The 15,017-nt window shown below is 49.9% G+C and carries 12 protein-coding genes; 5 read left to right on the top strand and 7 right to left on the bottom strand.

The features are described 5' to 3' along the window. Positions 1-221: 221 nt before the first annotated feature. Together mscS and ACU8YC_RS07420 are read right to left on the bottom strand one after the other, a co-directional pair. Positions 222-1,100, bottom strand: coding sequence for a small-conductance mechanosensitive channel MscS (mscS, locus tag ACU8YC_RS07425; protein ID WP_286544052.1), 879 nt, complete (start codon positions 1,098-1,100; stop codon positions 222-224). Between the two features lie 363 nt (positions 1,101-1,463). Continuing rightward, the gene (locus ACU8YC_RS07420; protein WP_286544055.1) at positions 1,464-1,667 is read right to left on the bottom strand and encodes a YfgG family protein; all 204 of its coding nucleotides are present in this window, start codon (positions 1,665-1,667) and stop codon (positions 1,464-1,466) included. 350 nt (positions 1,668-2,017) lie between these two features. Here ACU8YC_RS07420 and ACU8YC_RS07415 point away from each other — a divergent pair, with 350 nt between their 5' ends. After that, a complete protein-coding gene (locus ACU8YC_RS07415; RefSeq protein WP_446895155.1) occupies positions 2,018-4,288 on the top strand; it encodes a bifunctional diguanylate cyclase/phosphodiesterase in 2,271 nt (756 codons plus the stop codon). Here ACU8YC_RS07415 and ppx read toward each other — a convergent pair. The 4 genes from ppx to purM form a co-directional block, all read right to left on the bottom strand. Next, complete coding sequence (gene ppx, locus ACU8YC_RS07410) at positions 4,268-5,809, bottom strand: exopolyphosphatase (protein WP_187258609.1); 1,542 nt, start codon at positions 5,807-5,809, stop codon at positions 4,268-4,270. The genes ACU8YC_RS07415 and ppx overlap by 21 nt on opposite strands. Positions 5,810-5,813: 4 nt before the next feature. Continuing rightward, positions 5,814-7,880, bottom strand: coding sequence for a polyphosphate kinase 1 (gene ppk1 / locus ACU8YC_RS07405; protein WP_003037917.1), 2,067 nt, complete (start codon positions 7,878-7,880; stop codon positions 5,814-5,816). Positions 7,881-8,092: 212 nt separating this feature from the next. Continuing rightward, positions 8,093-8,734, bottom strand: a complete 642-nt coding sequence (purN, locus tag ACU8YC_RS07400) for a phosphoribosylglycinamide formyltransferase (RefSeq protein ID WP_101741993.1) — start codon at positions 8,732-8,734, stop codon at positions 8,093-8,095. Beyond that, the gene (purM, locus tag ACU8YC_RS07395; RefSeq protein ID WP_003838485.1) at positions 8,731-9,768 is read right to left on the bottom strand and encodes a phosphoribosylformylglycinamidine cyclo-ligase; all 1,038 of its coding nucleotides are present in this window, start codon (positions 9,766-9,768) and stop codon (positions 8,731-8,733) included. The genes purN and purM overlap by 4 nt, the downstream gene beginning before the upstream one ends. A gap of 420 nt (positions 9,769-10,188) precedes the next feature. Here purM and ACU8YC_RS07390 point away from each other — a divergent pair, with 420 nt between their 5' ends. From ACU8YC_RS07390 to ACU8YC_RS07375, 4 genes are all read left to right on the top strand, one after another. After that, a complete protein-coding gene (locus ACU8YC_RS07390) occupies positions 10,189-11,619 on the top strand; it encodes a 6-phospho-beta-glucosidase (protein WP_187253543.1) in 1,431 nt (476 codons plus the stop codon). 183 nt (positions 11,620-11,802) lie between these two features. Then, on the top strand, positions 11,803-12,429 hold the full coding sequence (gene upp / locus ACU8YC_RS07385) for a uracil phosphoribosyltransferase (protein ID WP_003037929.1): 627 nt from the start codon (positions 11,803-11,805) through the stop codon (positions 12,427-12,429). 96 nt (positions 12,430-12,525) lie between these two features. Then, a complete protein-coding gene (gene uraA, locus ACU8YC_RS07380; protein WP_003037932.1) occupies positions 12,526-13,815 on the top strand; it encodes a uracil permease in 1,290 nt (429 codons plus the stop codon). A 95-nt stretch (positions 13,816-13,910) separates the two neighbouring features. Beyond that, positions 13,911-14,612: a DnaA inactivator Hda gene (locus ACU8YC_RS07375; protein WP_211924219.1), complete on the top strand. Its 702-nt coding sequence runs from the start codon at positions 13,911-13,913 to the stop codon at positions 14,610-14,612. A gap of 34 nt (positions 14,613-14,646) precedes the next feature. Here ACU8YC_RS07375 and arsC read toward each other — a convergent pair whose 3' ends face one another. Beyond that, complete coding sequence (gene arsC / locus ACU8YC_RS07370; protein WP_151224079.1) at positions 14,647-15,006, bottom strand: arsenate reductase (glutaredoxin); 360 nt, start codon at positions 15,004-15,006, stop codon at positions 14,647-14,649. Positions 15,007-15,017 lie beyond the last annotated feature (11 nt).

The following is a 15,017-nucleotide window of genomic DNA, read 5'->3' as shown; positions in this document are numbered from 1 at the left end:
GTGACATGGCATTTTTCATGGTACTGATTTCCGGTGACGGTATATAAAACGGTATGGGGAATTTTGTTTTATTAAAAGTTGTTGTCAGTCAATTGCTTATGTTGTCAGTAAATAATTGAGTGGGAATAATATCTCTCTCCGTTAGCGGTTTTTGAACGGTAATATGTCAAACCCTCTTTAACAGAGGGTTTTTTATTGCGCTCACACCGGAGAACAACTTATTAATCAACTAACTGTAGCTGGGGAGGAGATTGGGGTGACACATTCTCCACGCGGATATCCATCTGCGGATACGGCAGGGCAATATGGTTGGCGTCCAGGGCTTCTTTAATGTTTTCCAGCAGATCGTAATAGGTATTCCAGTATTCGATGTTGGGTACCCATACGCGGACGTAAAAATTCAATGCTGAAGCGCCCAGTTCGCCCAGACGAACGGTTACTCCACGTTGCTTATCGATTCGGCTATCCTGCTCGATAATCTGGTTAATCACGCGCTTAACATCTGCTATCCGGGTCTGATAGCCCACGCCAATCACCAGATCGATCCGACGAAAAGGGTGGCGGGAATAGTTAATGATATTGTCAGCGATGATCTTACCGTTTGGAATGACCACTTCTTTACTGTCGGCGGTGAGCAGGGTGGTGGAGAAAATATGCACCTTTTCCACCGTTCCGGTGACTGCGCCAATTTGTACCACTTCTCCGGCGCGGAAAGGACGCAGGGAGACCAATAGTACGCCAGCGGCAAAGTTGGAAAGCGATCCTTGTAGCGCGAGCCCAATGGCCAACCCGGCGGCACCAATGACGGCAATAATGGAGGATGTTTCGATACCGACGCGACCCAATGCGGCAACAATGGCGAAAGCGAGGGTAATGTAACGTACCAGCGCGGTGAAGAACTGGATAATGGTTCGGTCAACTTTACGTTTTAACAGTAACTTTTCCAGACCACTGGAGAGCAGGCGAGAGACAAATTTACCGACAAACAGTAAAATTACGGCGGCAACGATATTCCACCCGAATCGAATAACCGCATCGCTGTGTCCAGCGATCCATTCAAGACCGCTGCTTATTTTCGGAAATAACGAAAAACCACTCATGGTATAACCCTGTAGAATTTAAAATGGTAATGATTCAAATAAGCATTTAATTCCATACATAATATTAATGCTTTCATCTGTGATATTTTTTGGCGATATTAATTGACGTCTATTTGAACACGGTGTGTTTTTTTATACCCAGTCAATCGGAACGTAAAAATCAGCGCGAATGGTGCGGTGAAGTGGGATTAAAAGATTGTGCATTTGTGCGAAAACACGGTTTATCATCCGATAACTCCGTGCGAGTGGTGGGTAAGGCAGCGTTTTGTTTCATCACTTAAATCCCTTACCGGATGGTTAAATGTCAGGCGATTAGCCATCCGGTAAGGAATCTTAATGCTGAGATACTACAGGCGCGAGCGATCAGCGCACGTCGGTTTGAGCAGGAGATGCCTGTTGCGGCTGGGTGATCTGCTGAGATTCTTTTTTGCTCTGGTGGTGCTGCCACGCACCTATAGCGGAGTAGACGAAGCGTCCGAAGAAGAAGAGAAAGCTGATAAGCAGTACGATCCGGATCATGCGACTATTAAATCGATGTCGTTTGCGTAGGCTGGTAACCTGGCTCACAAAAGGTTCCTTGTAGTGTACCCAACTGAGGGCGATATTCACATTAAGGCATACTGTGGGGCAATGGTCAATTTTTCGTTATGTAAAATTGCTTCAGTTGTTTCATCCTCATATGTTATGAAAATTAATATTATTATTTGCATTAATAATGAATTAACGATAAGAAACGATGAAAAGAGTAATAATTGATTAATGAGAGTCTTTTTTTTTTGATATATGTCAAACGTCACTGTTTGATGATAACTAAAATCGATGAGACATCGTAATGTATTTAACTTTATCGTTTAGAGTCAGGTGGGATGCCTGTCTGAATACCCCCTGCAGGATGTGCGGGATTCTACTGAGCATCTATGAAACTCAAAAAACATTATATTGGTATGAGAGATAGATGGTGGGCGTTACCTCTCATCTTACCATCTTTGCTGTTGCCTATATTGAGCACTGCTAATACCTATGCCCATATTAGTTCTGGGACCGTAATTCTTTTCTACATGCCTTTGGCGTTGATGATTAGCCTGATGCTATTTTTTGGCTGGGCGGCATTGCCGGGAATTATCATTTCCATTATCTGCTACAAATATCCGCAGGTTGGGTTATTTGAAACGCTCTCAATAATTTCGCACTTTATTGTTACGATAGTGCTGAGCTGGGGAGGGTATAAAGTATTTGCTCCCCGGCGGAACAACGTATCTCACGGTGACTCTCATCTGATGTTTCAGCGCATGTTTTGGCAGGTCTTCTGCCCGGCGACGCTGTTTCTGATCCTCTTCCAGTTTGCCGCGTTTGTGGGCGTTTATGAGAGTAAATCCGGCATGGTGGGGGTTATGCCCTTTAATACTGGCACGCTGATCAACTATCAGGCCATGCTCGTCGGGAATCTGGTTGGGGTTCCTTTGTGCTACTTTATTATTCGCACGATCCGCAACCCTTTGCATGTCAGAGGCTATTTTTCTCAATTAAAGCAGCAGTTTGATAACAAAGTTACCAAAACCGAGTTTGCGATCTGGCTGATTATATTGGCTGTACTTATGGCATTACTGTGTATGCCATTAAATGAACAAAGCTCAATATTTAGCACAAATTATACGCTGTCGCTGTTGCTACCCGTCATGCTCTGGGGAGCAATGCGTTACGGCTACAGATTTATTTCGCTGATATGGTCTGTCGTACTTATTACCGCAATTCATTATTACCAGCGTTATATGCCCTGGTATTCTGGCTACGATACCCAGCTTGCCATTACCTCGTCGAGTTATCTTGTTTTCTCCTTCATCGTGAACTTCATTGCCGTACTGGCAACGCGCCAACGCTTTGTTACCCGGCGCAATCATCGTCTGGCATTCTTTGATCCGATGGTGCATCTGCCAAATTTGCGCGCATTGAACCGGGATTTGAAAAAAACGCCATGGTCAGTACTCTGCTTTTTGCGTGTTCCGGGCATGGAGTTACTGGTAAAAAATTACGGCATTATGCTGCGTATCCAGTACAAGCAAAAACTCTCACAGTGGATAACGCCACAGTTGGAACAGGATGAGCATGTCTATCAGCTATCGGGTAATGACTTAGTTTTGCGTTTTAACACCGAGTCTCATCAGGAGCGCATTGAGGCCCTGGACAGGCATATCAAGCAGTTCCGTTTTATTTGGGATGGCATGCCTTTACAGCCGCAGGTGGGGATCAGTTTTTGCTATGTCCGTTCTCCTGTTAACCATATCTATCTGTTACTGGGTGAGTTAAGCACCATTGCCGAACTTTCTCTGGCGACCAATGCGCCAGAGAACTTGCAGCGCCGGGGCGTAATGCACTTGCAACGTGATCTGAAAGATAAGGTTGCGATGATGAATCGTCTACAGCAGGCGCTGGAGCACAATCGTTTTTTCCTGATGGCGCAGCCGATTTCTGGCGTACGCGGCGATGTTTATCATGAAATCCTGCTGCGTCTTGAGGGGGATGACGGTGAAACCGTCGCCCCTGATTGCTTCTTGCCGGTCGCGCATGAGTTTGGCTTGTCGTCCAGTATTGATCTATGGGTGATTGAAAATACGCTGAAGTTTATGGCGCAGAATCGGGAAAAAATGCCCGCCCGTCGGTTTGCCATTAACTTGTCACCCACGTCGATATGTCGCGCCCGACTTCCGCATGACATCAACCAGCTACTGGTTAAGTACAAGGTTGAAGCATGGCAGTTGATCTTTGAAGTTACGGAAAGCAACGCCTTAACCAATGCGGAACAGGCACAGGCAACGTTACTGCAGCTGCAATCTATGGGCTGTCAGATTGCGATTGATGATTTTGGCACCGGATACGCCAGCTATGCGCGGCTGAAGAATGTGAATGCCGATATCCTGAAAATTGACGGCAGCTTTATTCGCAATATCGTTTCGAACAGCCTCGACTACCAAATCGTGGCTTCTATTTGCCATCTGGCGCGGATGAAAAGAATGCTGGTGGTTGCAGAGTATGTCGAAAGTGAAGAAATACGCAGTGCGGTAATTTCGCTGGGAATTGATTACATGCAGGGATATTTGATTGGAAAACCCCTGCCATTGCATGAAACGCTGGAAGAACAGGCGCCAGTTGAACTGGCACCTGCTGAGAGTTTATGCGGCGATATCGGGTGAGCTTTCTTCTTCAATTTTGAGACGCCAGCCGGTTACGCCCTCCCAGTATTGCTGCTCTTTTTCCAGATCGAGCAACACCAGCGCATTTTGGCTAAACCAGTCATGCGGGAAGCGTAAGGTCCAGTGGTTGTCGTCGGTTATCAGAGTCAGGGATGGCGGCGTAGTAGTCGCCTGGCGCTGATTATTCAGCAGCACGCCCAGGCGCAACAACTGAATTAACGGCAGAAACTGTTTTTTCTTGAACAACGTAAAGCGAGGCAAGTCATCCAGTTTCACCGCTTTGCGATGATAACGAACTAATGTTGCCATCATCAGCTGTTGTTCCTGATTGAACCCCGGTAAATCGCTGTTTTGTAAGATATAAGCAGAGTGGCGATGTAAACCGCTGTGGTTGATGTTCAGCCCAACCTCATGCAGCATCGCTGCCCAGCGCAGTAACGCTTCCAGTTGAGGATTGGCCAGTTTTGGCTGCTGCGTATGCCACTGGTCGTACATTTTCATCGTCGTTTCCAGCACGCGCCGGGCCTGTTCGCTGTCGATGTTGTACTGATTCGCCAGACTGCTGGCGGTACGGCTGCGAACGTCCTGGTGGCGAAAACGTCCTTCCATCTCATACAGCACGCCTTCGCGTAGCGCGCCATCAGAAAGGCGAAGTTCGCGGATCGCCAGTGCGTCAAAAACGCCGCACAGAATCGCGAGCCCGGGAACAAATACCGCCTTTCGCTCCTCTGACAGCCCCGGCAGGCTGAGCGCATCAAATGAGGCATGCTTCAGCACTTCAGATGTCAGTTTGTCCAGGCGTTCGGGGGTGATAAAACCGTCTTTTTCACCCATCTCCAGCAGCACTTCGTGTGCCGCTTTAATCGTGCCTGACGCGCCCATTGCGACATTCCAGCCCTGAATGCGAAACTGCCACGTTAAGGTTTCGAGCTTCTGCGCTGCTGCCATGCGGGCACGCTGAAAGTTTTCCCGGTTGATGACACCGCCTGGGAAATACATCTGGGCAAAACTGACGCAGCCCATACGGCGGCTTTCGACCAGCCTGGGCTCGAAATCTTCGCCGATCACCAGTTCTGTTGAGCCACCGCCGATATCAATAACCAGCTTGCGGCCTTTTTCCGGCTGGGTGTGTTCCACACCCATAAAAATCAGTCGGGCTTCTTCATTACCGGAAATAATCTCAATCGGGTAGGGGATGACTTTTTCTGCTCGCTTGAGAAAATCGGTCGCATTTAGCGCCTGACGTAAAGTATGGGTTCCCACGATGCATACGCTTGACGGGGGAAAGCCCTGCAGACGTTCGGCAAATAGCGACAGGCAGCTTAATCCGCGTTCCATTGCCTCTTCGCTCAGTTTGTTATCTTCGCCGAGGCCATCCGCCAGGTGAACGCGTTGTTTCAGTCGTCCGATTATCTGCATTGCGCCATCAACCACGCGGGCAATGACCATATGGAAACTGTTTGAACCAAGGTCGACCGCAGCAAATTCCTGCGGCCGTGGAGTCTTGTCGTGTATTGGCATAGCGTTAGTCAGGTTGCTCGAGTGATTTGATGTAATCGTAAATCGCCAATTGTGACTGAACTTTACGGCGGTTTCCGCGCGGTACGTAGCGATTACTGAGTTCTTTATCGATGAAGCGAGCCTTCACCGTGTCGCTGAACAGGATATCGATAATATCCAGCACGCGCTGCTTAAGACGAGGGTCCAACAGCGGAGTGGCGACCTCGATACGATAGTCGATATTGCGGGTCATCCAGTCTGCGGAGGAGAGGTATACCTGCTTATCGCCACCGTTTTCGAAAATATAAACCCGGTCGTGTTCAAGGTAGCGGTCAACAATGCTTATCACGCGAATATTGTCACTGATACCTTCCAGGTTTGGGATCAGAGAACACATACCGCGAATCAACAAATTAACCGGTACGCCTGAGCTTGAGGCCGCATAGAGACGATCAACCAGGCCTTTATCGACCAGGTTATTCAGTTTTAGTGTGATACCAGAAGGCTGGCCTTGCTGTGCATTAGCGATCTCTTTGTCGATCATCGCGTACAGCAGACGGCGTGAGTTCTGCGGAGAAACCAGCAGATAATCGAACGTCACCGGACGATACGGGTTTTCGATGAAGTTGAAAACCCGGCGAACCTCGTTGGTGATGCGCGAATCAGCGGTAAGCAACGAGTAGTCGGTATACAGTCGCGCCGTTTTTTCGTTGAAGTTGCCCGTCCCGATATGCGCATAGCGCACGACTTCATCACCCTCTTTACGTGAGATAAGGAACAGTTTGGCATGAATTTTCAGACCCGGCGCAGAGAAGATAACGTGAACGCCCGCTTCGGTAAGACGTTTGGCCCAATGGATATTGGCTTCTTCATCAAAGCGCGCCTGTAATTCCACGACCACTGTCACTTTTTTACTGTTATGCGCGGCATGGATCATCGCGTCAATGATGCGCGAGTCTTTTGCTACACGGTAGATATTGATCTTTATCGCCAGTACGCTTGGGTCGAAGGAGGCCTGACGCAATAGTTCGAGAACATGCTCAAAGGTGTGATATGGGTAATACAGCAGTACATCGCGTTCGCGGATTGCATCAAATCCGTTACGGAATTTCTCGTTGTCGAACCAGATGTGGCGCAGACGTGGCAGCGGTTTATTTACCAGGTTGGCTTTGCCAACGTTGGGGAAGTTAATAAAGTCTTTGAAGTTATGGTAACGCCCGCCTGGCACAATCGAATCGTAGCGAGAAATCGTCAGTTTTTCACGCAGTACCTCAACCAGCGCATTGGGCATGTCGCGCTGATAGACGAAGCGTACAGGCTCTGCGGTCAGACGCTGTTTCAGGCTGGATGACATCAGCTCCATCAGGCTCGATTCCATCTCGTGCACCAAATCGTATTCAGCGTCACGGGTCATTTTCATCGAATAGGCGTTCAGTGCATCGTAATCAAAGAATCCTTTGAAAATGTCGTCAAGGCAGTAACGTAAGATGTTGTCCAGGAGGATCATCGGTTTGCGACGGCGCGGAGTTTCCGGCGGCAGATTCACAAAACGGGGAACCTTATCAGAAGGGATTTCCAGCAGCGCGTAGCGGATTGTATCGCCACGGATAATTTCCACCGCCAGATAGGTGTAGTCATCTTTCAGAAACTGAACTAAATCCGTCTCGCGATTAATCAGAATCGGCGTAATGTGCTGGCGGAGATATTGCTTGAAGTAATGGCGTAACCAGCTCTGTTGATTGGCCGACAGCTGACGTTCGTTGATGAGGAAAATCTGATTGCGCGCCATCTCCAGCAACAACTCGTTGTACAGTCCGTCAAATTCCTGATCGGCTTTTAATACGCGAGCCTGGATTTTGCCTAACAGATGGCGGGAGTGAGAGTTTGAACCCTGTTCTTCGCTAATAATGATTCGGCGCTTCAGTTCGGCAAAGCGAACCTTGTAAAATTCGTCGAGGTTGTTGGAATAGATGCCTAAGAAACGCATCCGTTCGATCAACGGGTTTGATTTATCAGCAGCTTCCTGGAGTACGCGTTCGTTGAACGCTAACCAACTGAGTTCTTTCTCTATGTATAGCTTTTCCTGACCCATTACCACTTTTACTCCGTTTCATTCACGGGACACTACCGATTTATTATGGCGAGCATTGCTCTCAGATGTCCAACTGTGCCAGAAAAATATGACAATAAACCGTCTGATAGCAAAGAGAAAGGGGGAGCATAGATGAATACCGGAGATGTTAACCGGAAAAGGTATTTATGCCTGTAGACCGGAGGGTGAGATCCGGTTTACAGGTTTTTTTATTATTCGTCGGCGGCGTAACCTTGTGGCGGCAGACGAACGCCGTCCAGCCATGCAGCGTTATCACGCATCTTCAGTCGACCATCGGTAAACCAGCTTACCACCAGCGGATAAATGGTGTGCTCCTGGGCCTGAACCCGTGCCGTGACATCATCTTCGCTGTCGCCTTCAAATACCGGAACCTTGGCCTGGAGAATAACCGGTCCACCGTCCAGTTCATCGGTGACGAAGTGGACGGAGGTCCCATGCTCTTCATCGCCATTTTCCAGCACCTGACGGTGCGTGTGCAGGCCTGGATACTTCGGCAATAAAGACGGGTGGATATTCAGCAATCGTTCAGAATAGTGTGCGACAAACGCCGGGCTGAGGATGCGCATATAACCGGCCAGCACCACCACATCGGGTGCCCAGGCGTCAATCTCTTGCATCAGTTGGCGGTCGAAGGCTTCGCGACTGGCAAACTGGGCGGCTTCCAGCGAGTACGCCGGAATATTCGCTTCGCGTGCGCGTTCAAGGCCGAACGCATCGGCCTTGTTACTGAATACTGCACGTATGGTGCCATTGATTTTTTTCTGTTCGCAGGCGTCAATTATCGCCTGCAAATTGCTTCCGTTGCCGGAAATGAGCACCACAATGTTTTTCATTCAATAACCACACGCTGTTCGGAATCAGAAGCTTTGATGATACCGATTTTCCATGCGTTTTCACCTTTCTCATTGAGCAAAGCCAGGGCTTTGTCCACTTCCGGAGCTGGCAGGGCGATAACCATGCCTACGCCGCAGTTAAAGGTGCGATACATCTCATGCTGGCTAACGTTACCCGCCGTTTGCAGCCAGTTGAAGACGGCTGGCCATTGCCATGAAGATTCGTCGATCACGGCCTGCGTGTTGTCTGGCAGAACGCGTGGAATATTTTCCCAGAAACCGCCGCCGGTCAGATGGGCAATGGCATGCACATCAACCTTCTCGATCAGTTCCAGAATGGATTTTACGTAAATGCGGGTCGGGGCCAGCAAGTGATCGGCCAGCGACTTGCCTTCGAGCTCGGTGGTTTCCGGGTCACAACCGCTGACTTCAACAATTTTACGCACCAGAGAGTAGCCGTTGGAATGCGGACCGCTGGAGCCGAGCGCAATCAGTACGTCGCCGTCAGCCACTTTAGAACCGTCGATAATTTCTGATTTTTCGACGACGCCAACACAGAAGCCCGCCACATCGTAATCTTCGCCGTGGTACATCCCCGGCATTTCTGCCGTTTCCCCGCCGACCAGTGCACAGCCAGACTGCAGACAACCTTCGGCAATCCCGTTAATGACGCTGGCTGCGGTATCTACATCCAGTTTGCCGGTCGCATAGTAGTCGAGGAAAAACAGCGGCTCAGCACCCTGAACGACAAGATCGTTCACGCACATAGCGACAAGGTCAATACCGATAGTGTCGTGACGTTTCAGATCCATTGCCAGACGCAGTTTTGTGCCAACGCCATCAGTGCCGGAAACCAGTACCGGTTCACGATATTTTTGCGGCAATGCGCACAGCGCACCGAAGCCACCCAGACCACCCATAACTTCCGGACGACGCGTTTTCTTTACTACGCCTTTGATTCGATCAACCAGAGCATTACCTGCATCAATATCAACACCGGCATCTTTGTAGCTAAGAGAGGTTTTATCGGTCACTGCCTGCTTCCCCACATGTTTACTTGCAGTAAAAGTTAAATTCGGCGCAATTCTAACAGGGAAAGCAAACGTTTGCGAGCCTGCTCTGCATCAAGTTTTATCTGCTGATTTTTTCAGCATCTTACAATCATTTATCTATTTGTTTGAACTGCGCCACGAAAATGAAACCGGGTACAGTCTTGTGCTTGAAACCTGCCAGCGGAATGCACAGTATCGTACTGAAACCGGTTTCTGTTTTCTGTTACGAACCTCATTTATACCCTAAATAATTCGAGTTGCAGGAAGGCGGCGACGCAGCGAATCTCCAGGAGCGTACATAAGTACGTAACTGGAGTGAGCGAGAAAAGCCAACGCACATGCAGCTTGAAGTATGACGGGTATAGAGCGTTTTGCGCAGACTCATCACGATAGGGGAAGGGGATGTCAGGATTTAAAGCAGATTTCATGTGGGGTGGCGCTGTCGCTGCTCATCAACTGGAAGGTGGCTGGCAGGAGGGCGGTAAAGGAATTAGCGTTGCCGATGTCATGACGGCGGGGGCGCATGGTGTGGCGCGTGAAATTACTGACGGTGTCATTGCCGGTAAAAATTACCCTAACCACGATGCCATCGATTTTTATCATCGCTATAAAGACGACATAAAGCTGTTTGCCGAAATGGGGTTTAAATGTTTTCGTACTTCTATTGCCTGGACGCGGATTTTTCCCTTAGGCGACGAAGCGCAACCCAACGAAGCTGGCCTGCAGTTCTATGATGATCTGTTCGACGAATGTCTGAAATATGGCATTGAGCCGGTGATTACGTTGTCGCACTTCGAGATGCCCTACTATCTGGTGACGGAATATGGCGGCTGGCGCAACCGTAAGCTGATCGACTTTTTTGTCCGTTTTGCCCGGGTGGTTTTCACTCGTTACCAGCACAAAGTGAAGTACTGGATGACGTTTAATGAGATTAACAATCAGGCAAATTATCACGAAGACTTCGCGCCCTTTACTAACTCTGGTCTGAAATACCTGCCCGGTGAAGATCGCGAACCGGTCATGTACCAGGCGGCGCACTATGAGCTGGTAGCGAGCGCGCTGGCAGTAAAGGCCGCACGTGAGATAAATCCGGCGCTGCAAATTGGTTGCATGATTGCGATGTGCCCAATTTATCCGCTGACCTGTGCGCCGAATGACATGATGATGGCGATGAACGCCATGCACCGCCGCTACTGGTTCACTGACGTACACGTGCGCGGCAAGTATCCGCAGCATCTGATGAACTATTTCGAACGCCGTGGCTTTTTACTTGATATCACCGAGGAAGATCGCCAGGTACTGACTGAAGGCTGCGTTGATTACATTGGCTTTAGTTATTATATGTCTTTCGCGACGCAGGCTACGGCAGATAATCCACAGCTGGATTACGATGAGTCGAAAAGCCTGGTTTCTAACCCGTACGTGCAGAAGTCGGACTGGGGCTGGCAGATTGATCCGGTCGGTTTGCGCTATTCCCTGAACTGGTTCTGGGATCACTATCAACTGCCGCTGTTTATTGTAGAAAACGGCTTTGGTGCGATTGACGTGCAGCAGGCCGACGGCTCGGTGGATGATTCCTATCGTATTGACTATATGGCCGCGCATATCCGCGAAATGAAAAAAGCGGTGGTGGAAGATGGCGTGGATCTGATGGGCTATACCCCGTGGGGCTGTATTGATTTAGTCTCGGCCGGGACGGGGGAGATGAAAAAACGCTACGGTTTTATCTATGTTGATAAAAATAATGACGGGAGTGGGACATTAGCACGCTCGCCGAAGAAATCTTTTTCCTGGTATCGAAACGTCATCCAGAGCAACGCTGAAAATATTTAAAATTCATAGTGTTGACAATAAGCCCCGACCTCAAAGCGGGGCTTGTTTTATACTCATCATCCGGACGCAAACGATTTTGGTTGATCCATATCAAGCGTATGCAGTGTTGCGCCAGAGACGAAAAGCGGTATAATCCGGCGATTTTTTTTGTGGTTGCCACTCGTCTGAGGAAAGGAGAAGAGTATGAAGATCGTGGAAGTCAAACACCCACTCGTCAAACACAAGCTGGGACTGATGCGTGAAAACGACATCAGCACTAAACGCTTTCGTGAACTCGCCTCGGAAGTTGGCAGCCTGCTGACTTATGAAGCAACCGCTGGTCTGGAAACCGAAAAGGTGACCATTGAAGGCTGGAATGGTCCGGTTGAAGTTGACCAAATCAAAGGTAAAAAAATCACCGTTGTGCCAATTCTGCGTGCGGGCCTGGGCATGATGGAAGGCGTACTGGAAAACGTTCCAAGCGCGCGTATCAGCGTGGTAGGTATGTACCGCAATGAAGAGACGCTGGAGCCGGTTCCATACTTCCAGAAGCTGGTTTCTAACATTGATGAGCGTATGGCGCTGATCGTTGACCCGATGCTGGCAACCGGCGGTTCGGTTATCGCTACCATCGACCTGCTGAAAAAAGCAGGCTGCAGCAGCATTAAAGTACTGGTACTGGTTGCCGCGCCGGAAGGTATCGCGGCGCTGGAAAAAGCGCACCCGGATGTCGAGCTGTACACCGCCTCCATCGATCAGGGACTGAACGAGCACGGATACATTATTCCTGGGCTCGGCGATGCCGGCGATAAGATTTTTGGTACCAAGTAAATGAATAAATAAAAAGAAGCCGACTTTAAGAGTCGGCTTTTTTTTGAATAAAACAACCCAATCGCTAATAACAAACAACACTCAGAGGAAAACACTATGACGCGCCGTGCTATCGGGGTGAGTGAAAGACCGCCGCTTTTACAGACAATCCCGCTTAGTTTGCAGCACCTGTTCGCCATGTTTGGCGCAACGGTACTGGTGCCAGTCCTGTTTCATATCAACCCTGCTACCGTTCTGCTGTTTAACGGCATTGGTACGTTACTGTATCTCTTTATTTGTAAAGGTAAAATTCCGGCTTACCTCGGTTCCAGTTTCGCGTTTATTTCCCCGGTTCTGCTGCTGCTGCCGCTAGGGTATGAAGTGGCGCTGGGCGGTTTCATTATGTGTGGCATCCTTTTCTGCCTGGTTTCATTCATTGTTAAGAAAGCCGGTACTGGCTGGCTGGATGTAATGTTCCCGCCTGCGGCTATGGGCGCAATCGTTGCCGTCATCGGTCTGGAGCTGGCTGGGGTCGCTGCGGGCATGGCGGGATTACTGCCTGCTGAAGGACAAGCGCCAGACTCAACAACCATCATCATCTCAATGGTGACGCTGGCGGTGACGGTATTTGGTTCCGTACTGTTCCGTGGCTTTATGGCGATTATCCCGATTTTGATTGGGGTGCTGGCCGGTTACGCGCTCTCCTTCGTGATGGGCGTCGTGGACACCACGCCGATAGCGCAGGCTCACTGGTTTGCTCTGCCAACGTTTTACACACCGCGCTTTGAATGGGTCGCTATTCTGACCATTCTGCCTGCGGCGCTGGTGGTTATTGCTGAACACGTCGGGCACCTGGTGGTAACGGCGAATATCGTAAAAAAAGATTTGATTCGCGATCCAGGCTTGCATCGTTCTATGTTTGCTAACGGCTTGTCGACGGTGATCTCCGGCTTCTTCGGTTCTACGCCGAACACCACGTACGGCGAGAACATCGGCGTTATGGCGATTACCCGCGTTTACAGTACCTGGGTTATTGGTGGCGCGGCGATTTTCGCCATTCTGCTCTCTTGCGTGGGTAAACTGGCTGCGGCGATCCAAATCATTCCACTGCCGGTCATGGGCGGCGTATCTCTGCTGCTGTACGGCGTGATTGGTGCTTCCGGTATTCGCGTGCTAATCGAGTCAAAAGTTGATTACAACAAAGCACAGAACCTGATCCTGACCTCGGTTATTTTGATCATCGGCGTCAGCGGCGCGAAAGTTCACATCGGTGCTGCTGAGCTGAAAGGCATGGCGCTGGCGACTATTGTGGGTGTCTGTCTGAGCCTGATTTTCAAAGTTATCAGCCTGCTGCGTCCGGAAGAAGTGGTGCTTGACGCCAAAGATGCCGACACTGAGCAACAGTAAACCTTTGACCGGGCGGCGACGCTGCCCGGTTCTATCGCGACGCATTTCTGTGTTAAACTCAACGCGATTTTATGAAATCCTGGGTTGAGGTATCTCTGAACACACCGGCACAGCTCTCTTTGCCACTTTATCTGCCTGACGACGAAACTTTCGCAAGTTTCTGGCCGGGGGATAACTCCTCTTTACTGGCTGCACTGCAAAATGTGCTGCGTCAGGAACATAGCGGGTATATTTATCTTTGGTCGCGTGAAGGCGCTGGCCGTAGCCATTTGCTGCATGCAGCCTGTGCGGAACTGTCTGCGCGGGGCGATGCGGTAGGCTATGTGCCGCTTGATAAGCGCACCTGGTTCGTCCCCGAGGTGCTTGACGGTATGGAGCATTTGTCGCTGGTCTGCATCGACAACATCGAATGCGTGGCCGGCGATTCGCTATGGGAAATGGCGATCTTCGATCTCTACAATCGCATCCTGGAGTCGGGGAAAACTCGGCTGCTGATCACCGGTGATCGCCCGCCAAGGCAGCTCAATTTGGGGCTGCCAGATCTCGCTTCGCGCCTGGACTGGGGGCAAATCTATAAGCTACAGCCGCTTTCTGATGAAGATAAACTGCAGGCGTTGCAATTACGCGCCAGGCTACGTGGGTTTGAACTGCCGGAAGATGTGGGACGCTTTCTGCTTAAGCGTCTGGATCGGGAAATGCGTACGCTGTTTATGACGCTGGATCAACTTGATCATGCATCAATCACCGCCCAGCGTAAGCTGACCATTCCGTTCGTAAAAGAGATACTGAAGCTGTAAGCGCCGCAGCCAAAAGACTGCGGCAGGTTTCAGGTTAACCGACGATTTCCAGTACCTGCTCCGGGGGACGTCCAATTCGTGCCTGGCCTTTGGCAACCACAATGGGGCGCTCCATCAGTTTCGGGTTTTCTACCATTGCCTGAATCAGCGCATCTTCACTCAGGTTTTTGTCCGCCAGGTTAAGTGACTTATAGAGATCTTCTTTCTGGCGCATCAGCTCACGCGCGCTGGACATGCCCAGCATCTGCAGAAGTTCACGCAGGGTCGCGGGGTCAGCCGGGGTTTCCAGATATAGCACCACTTCCGGATCCACGCCGTTGGACTTCAGTAATTCCAGTGTTTCACGGCTCTTGGAGCAGCGTGGGTTATGGTAGATTTTAATCGCGTCGGACATTTTTCTTTCCT

Source organism: Citrobacter sp. VF227, assembly GCF_052950715.1.
The sequence above is the reverse complement of the archived record's forward strand: the minus strand, read 5'-3'. Positions and strand labels throughout refer to the sequence as shown.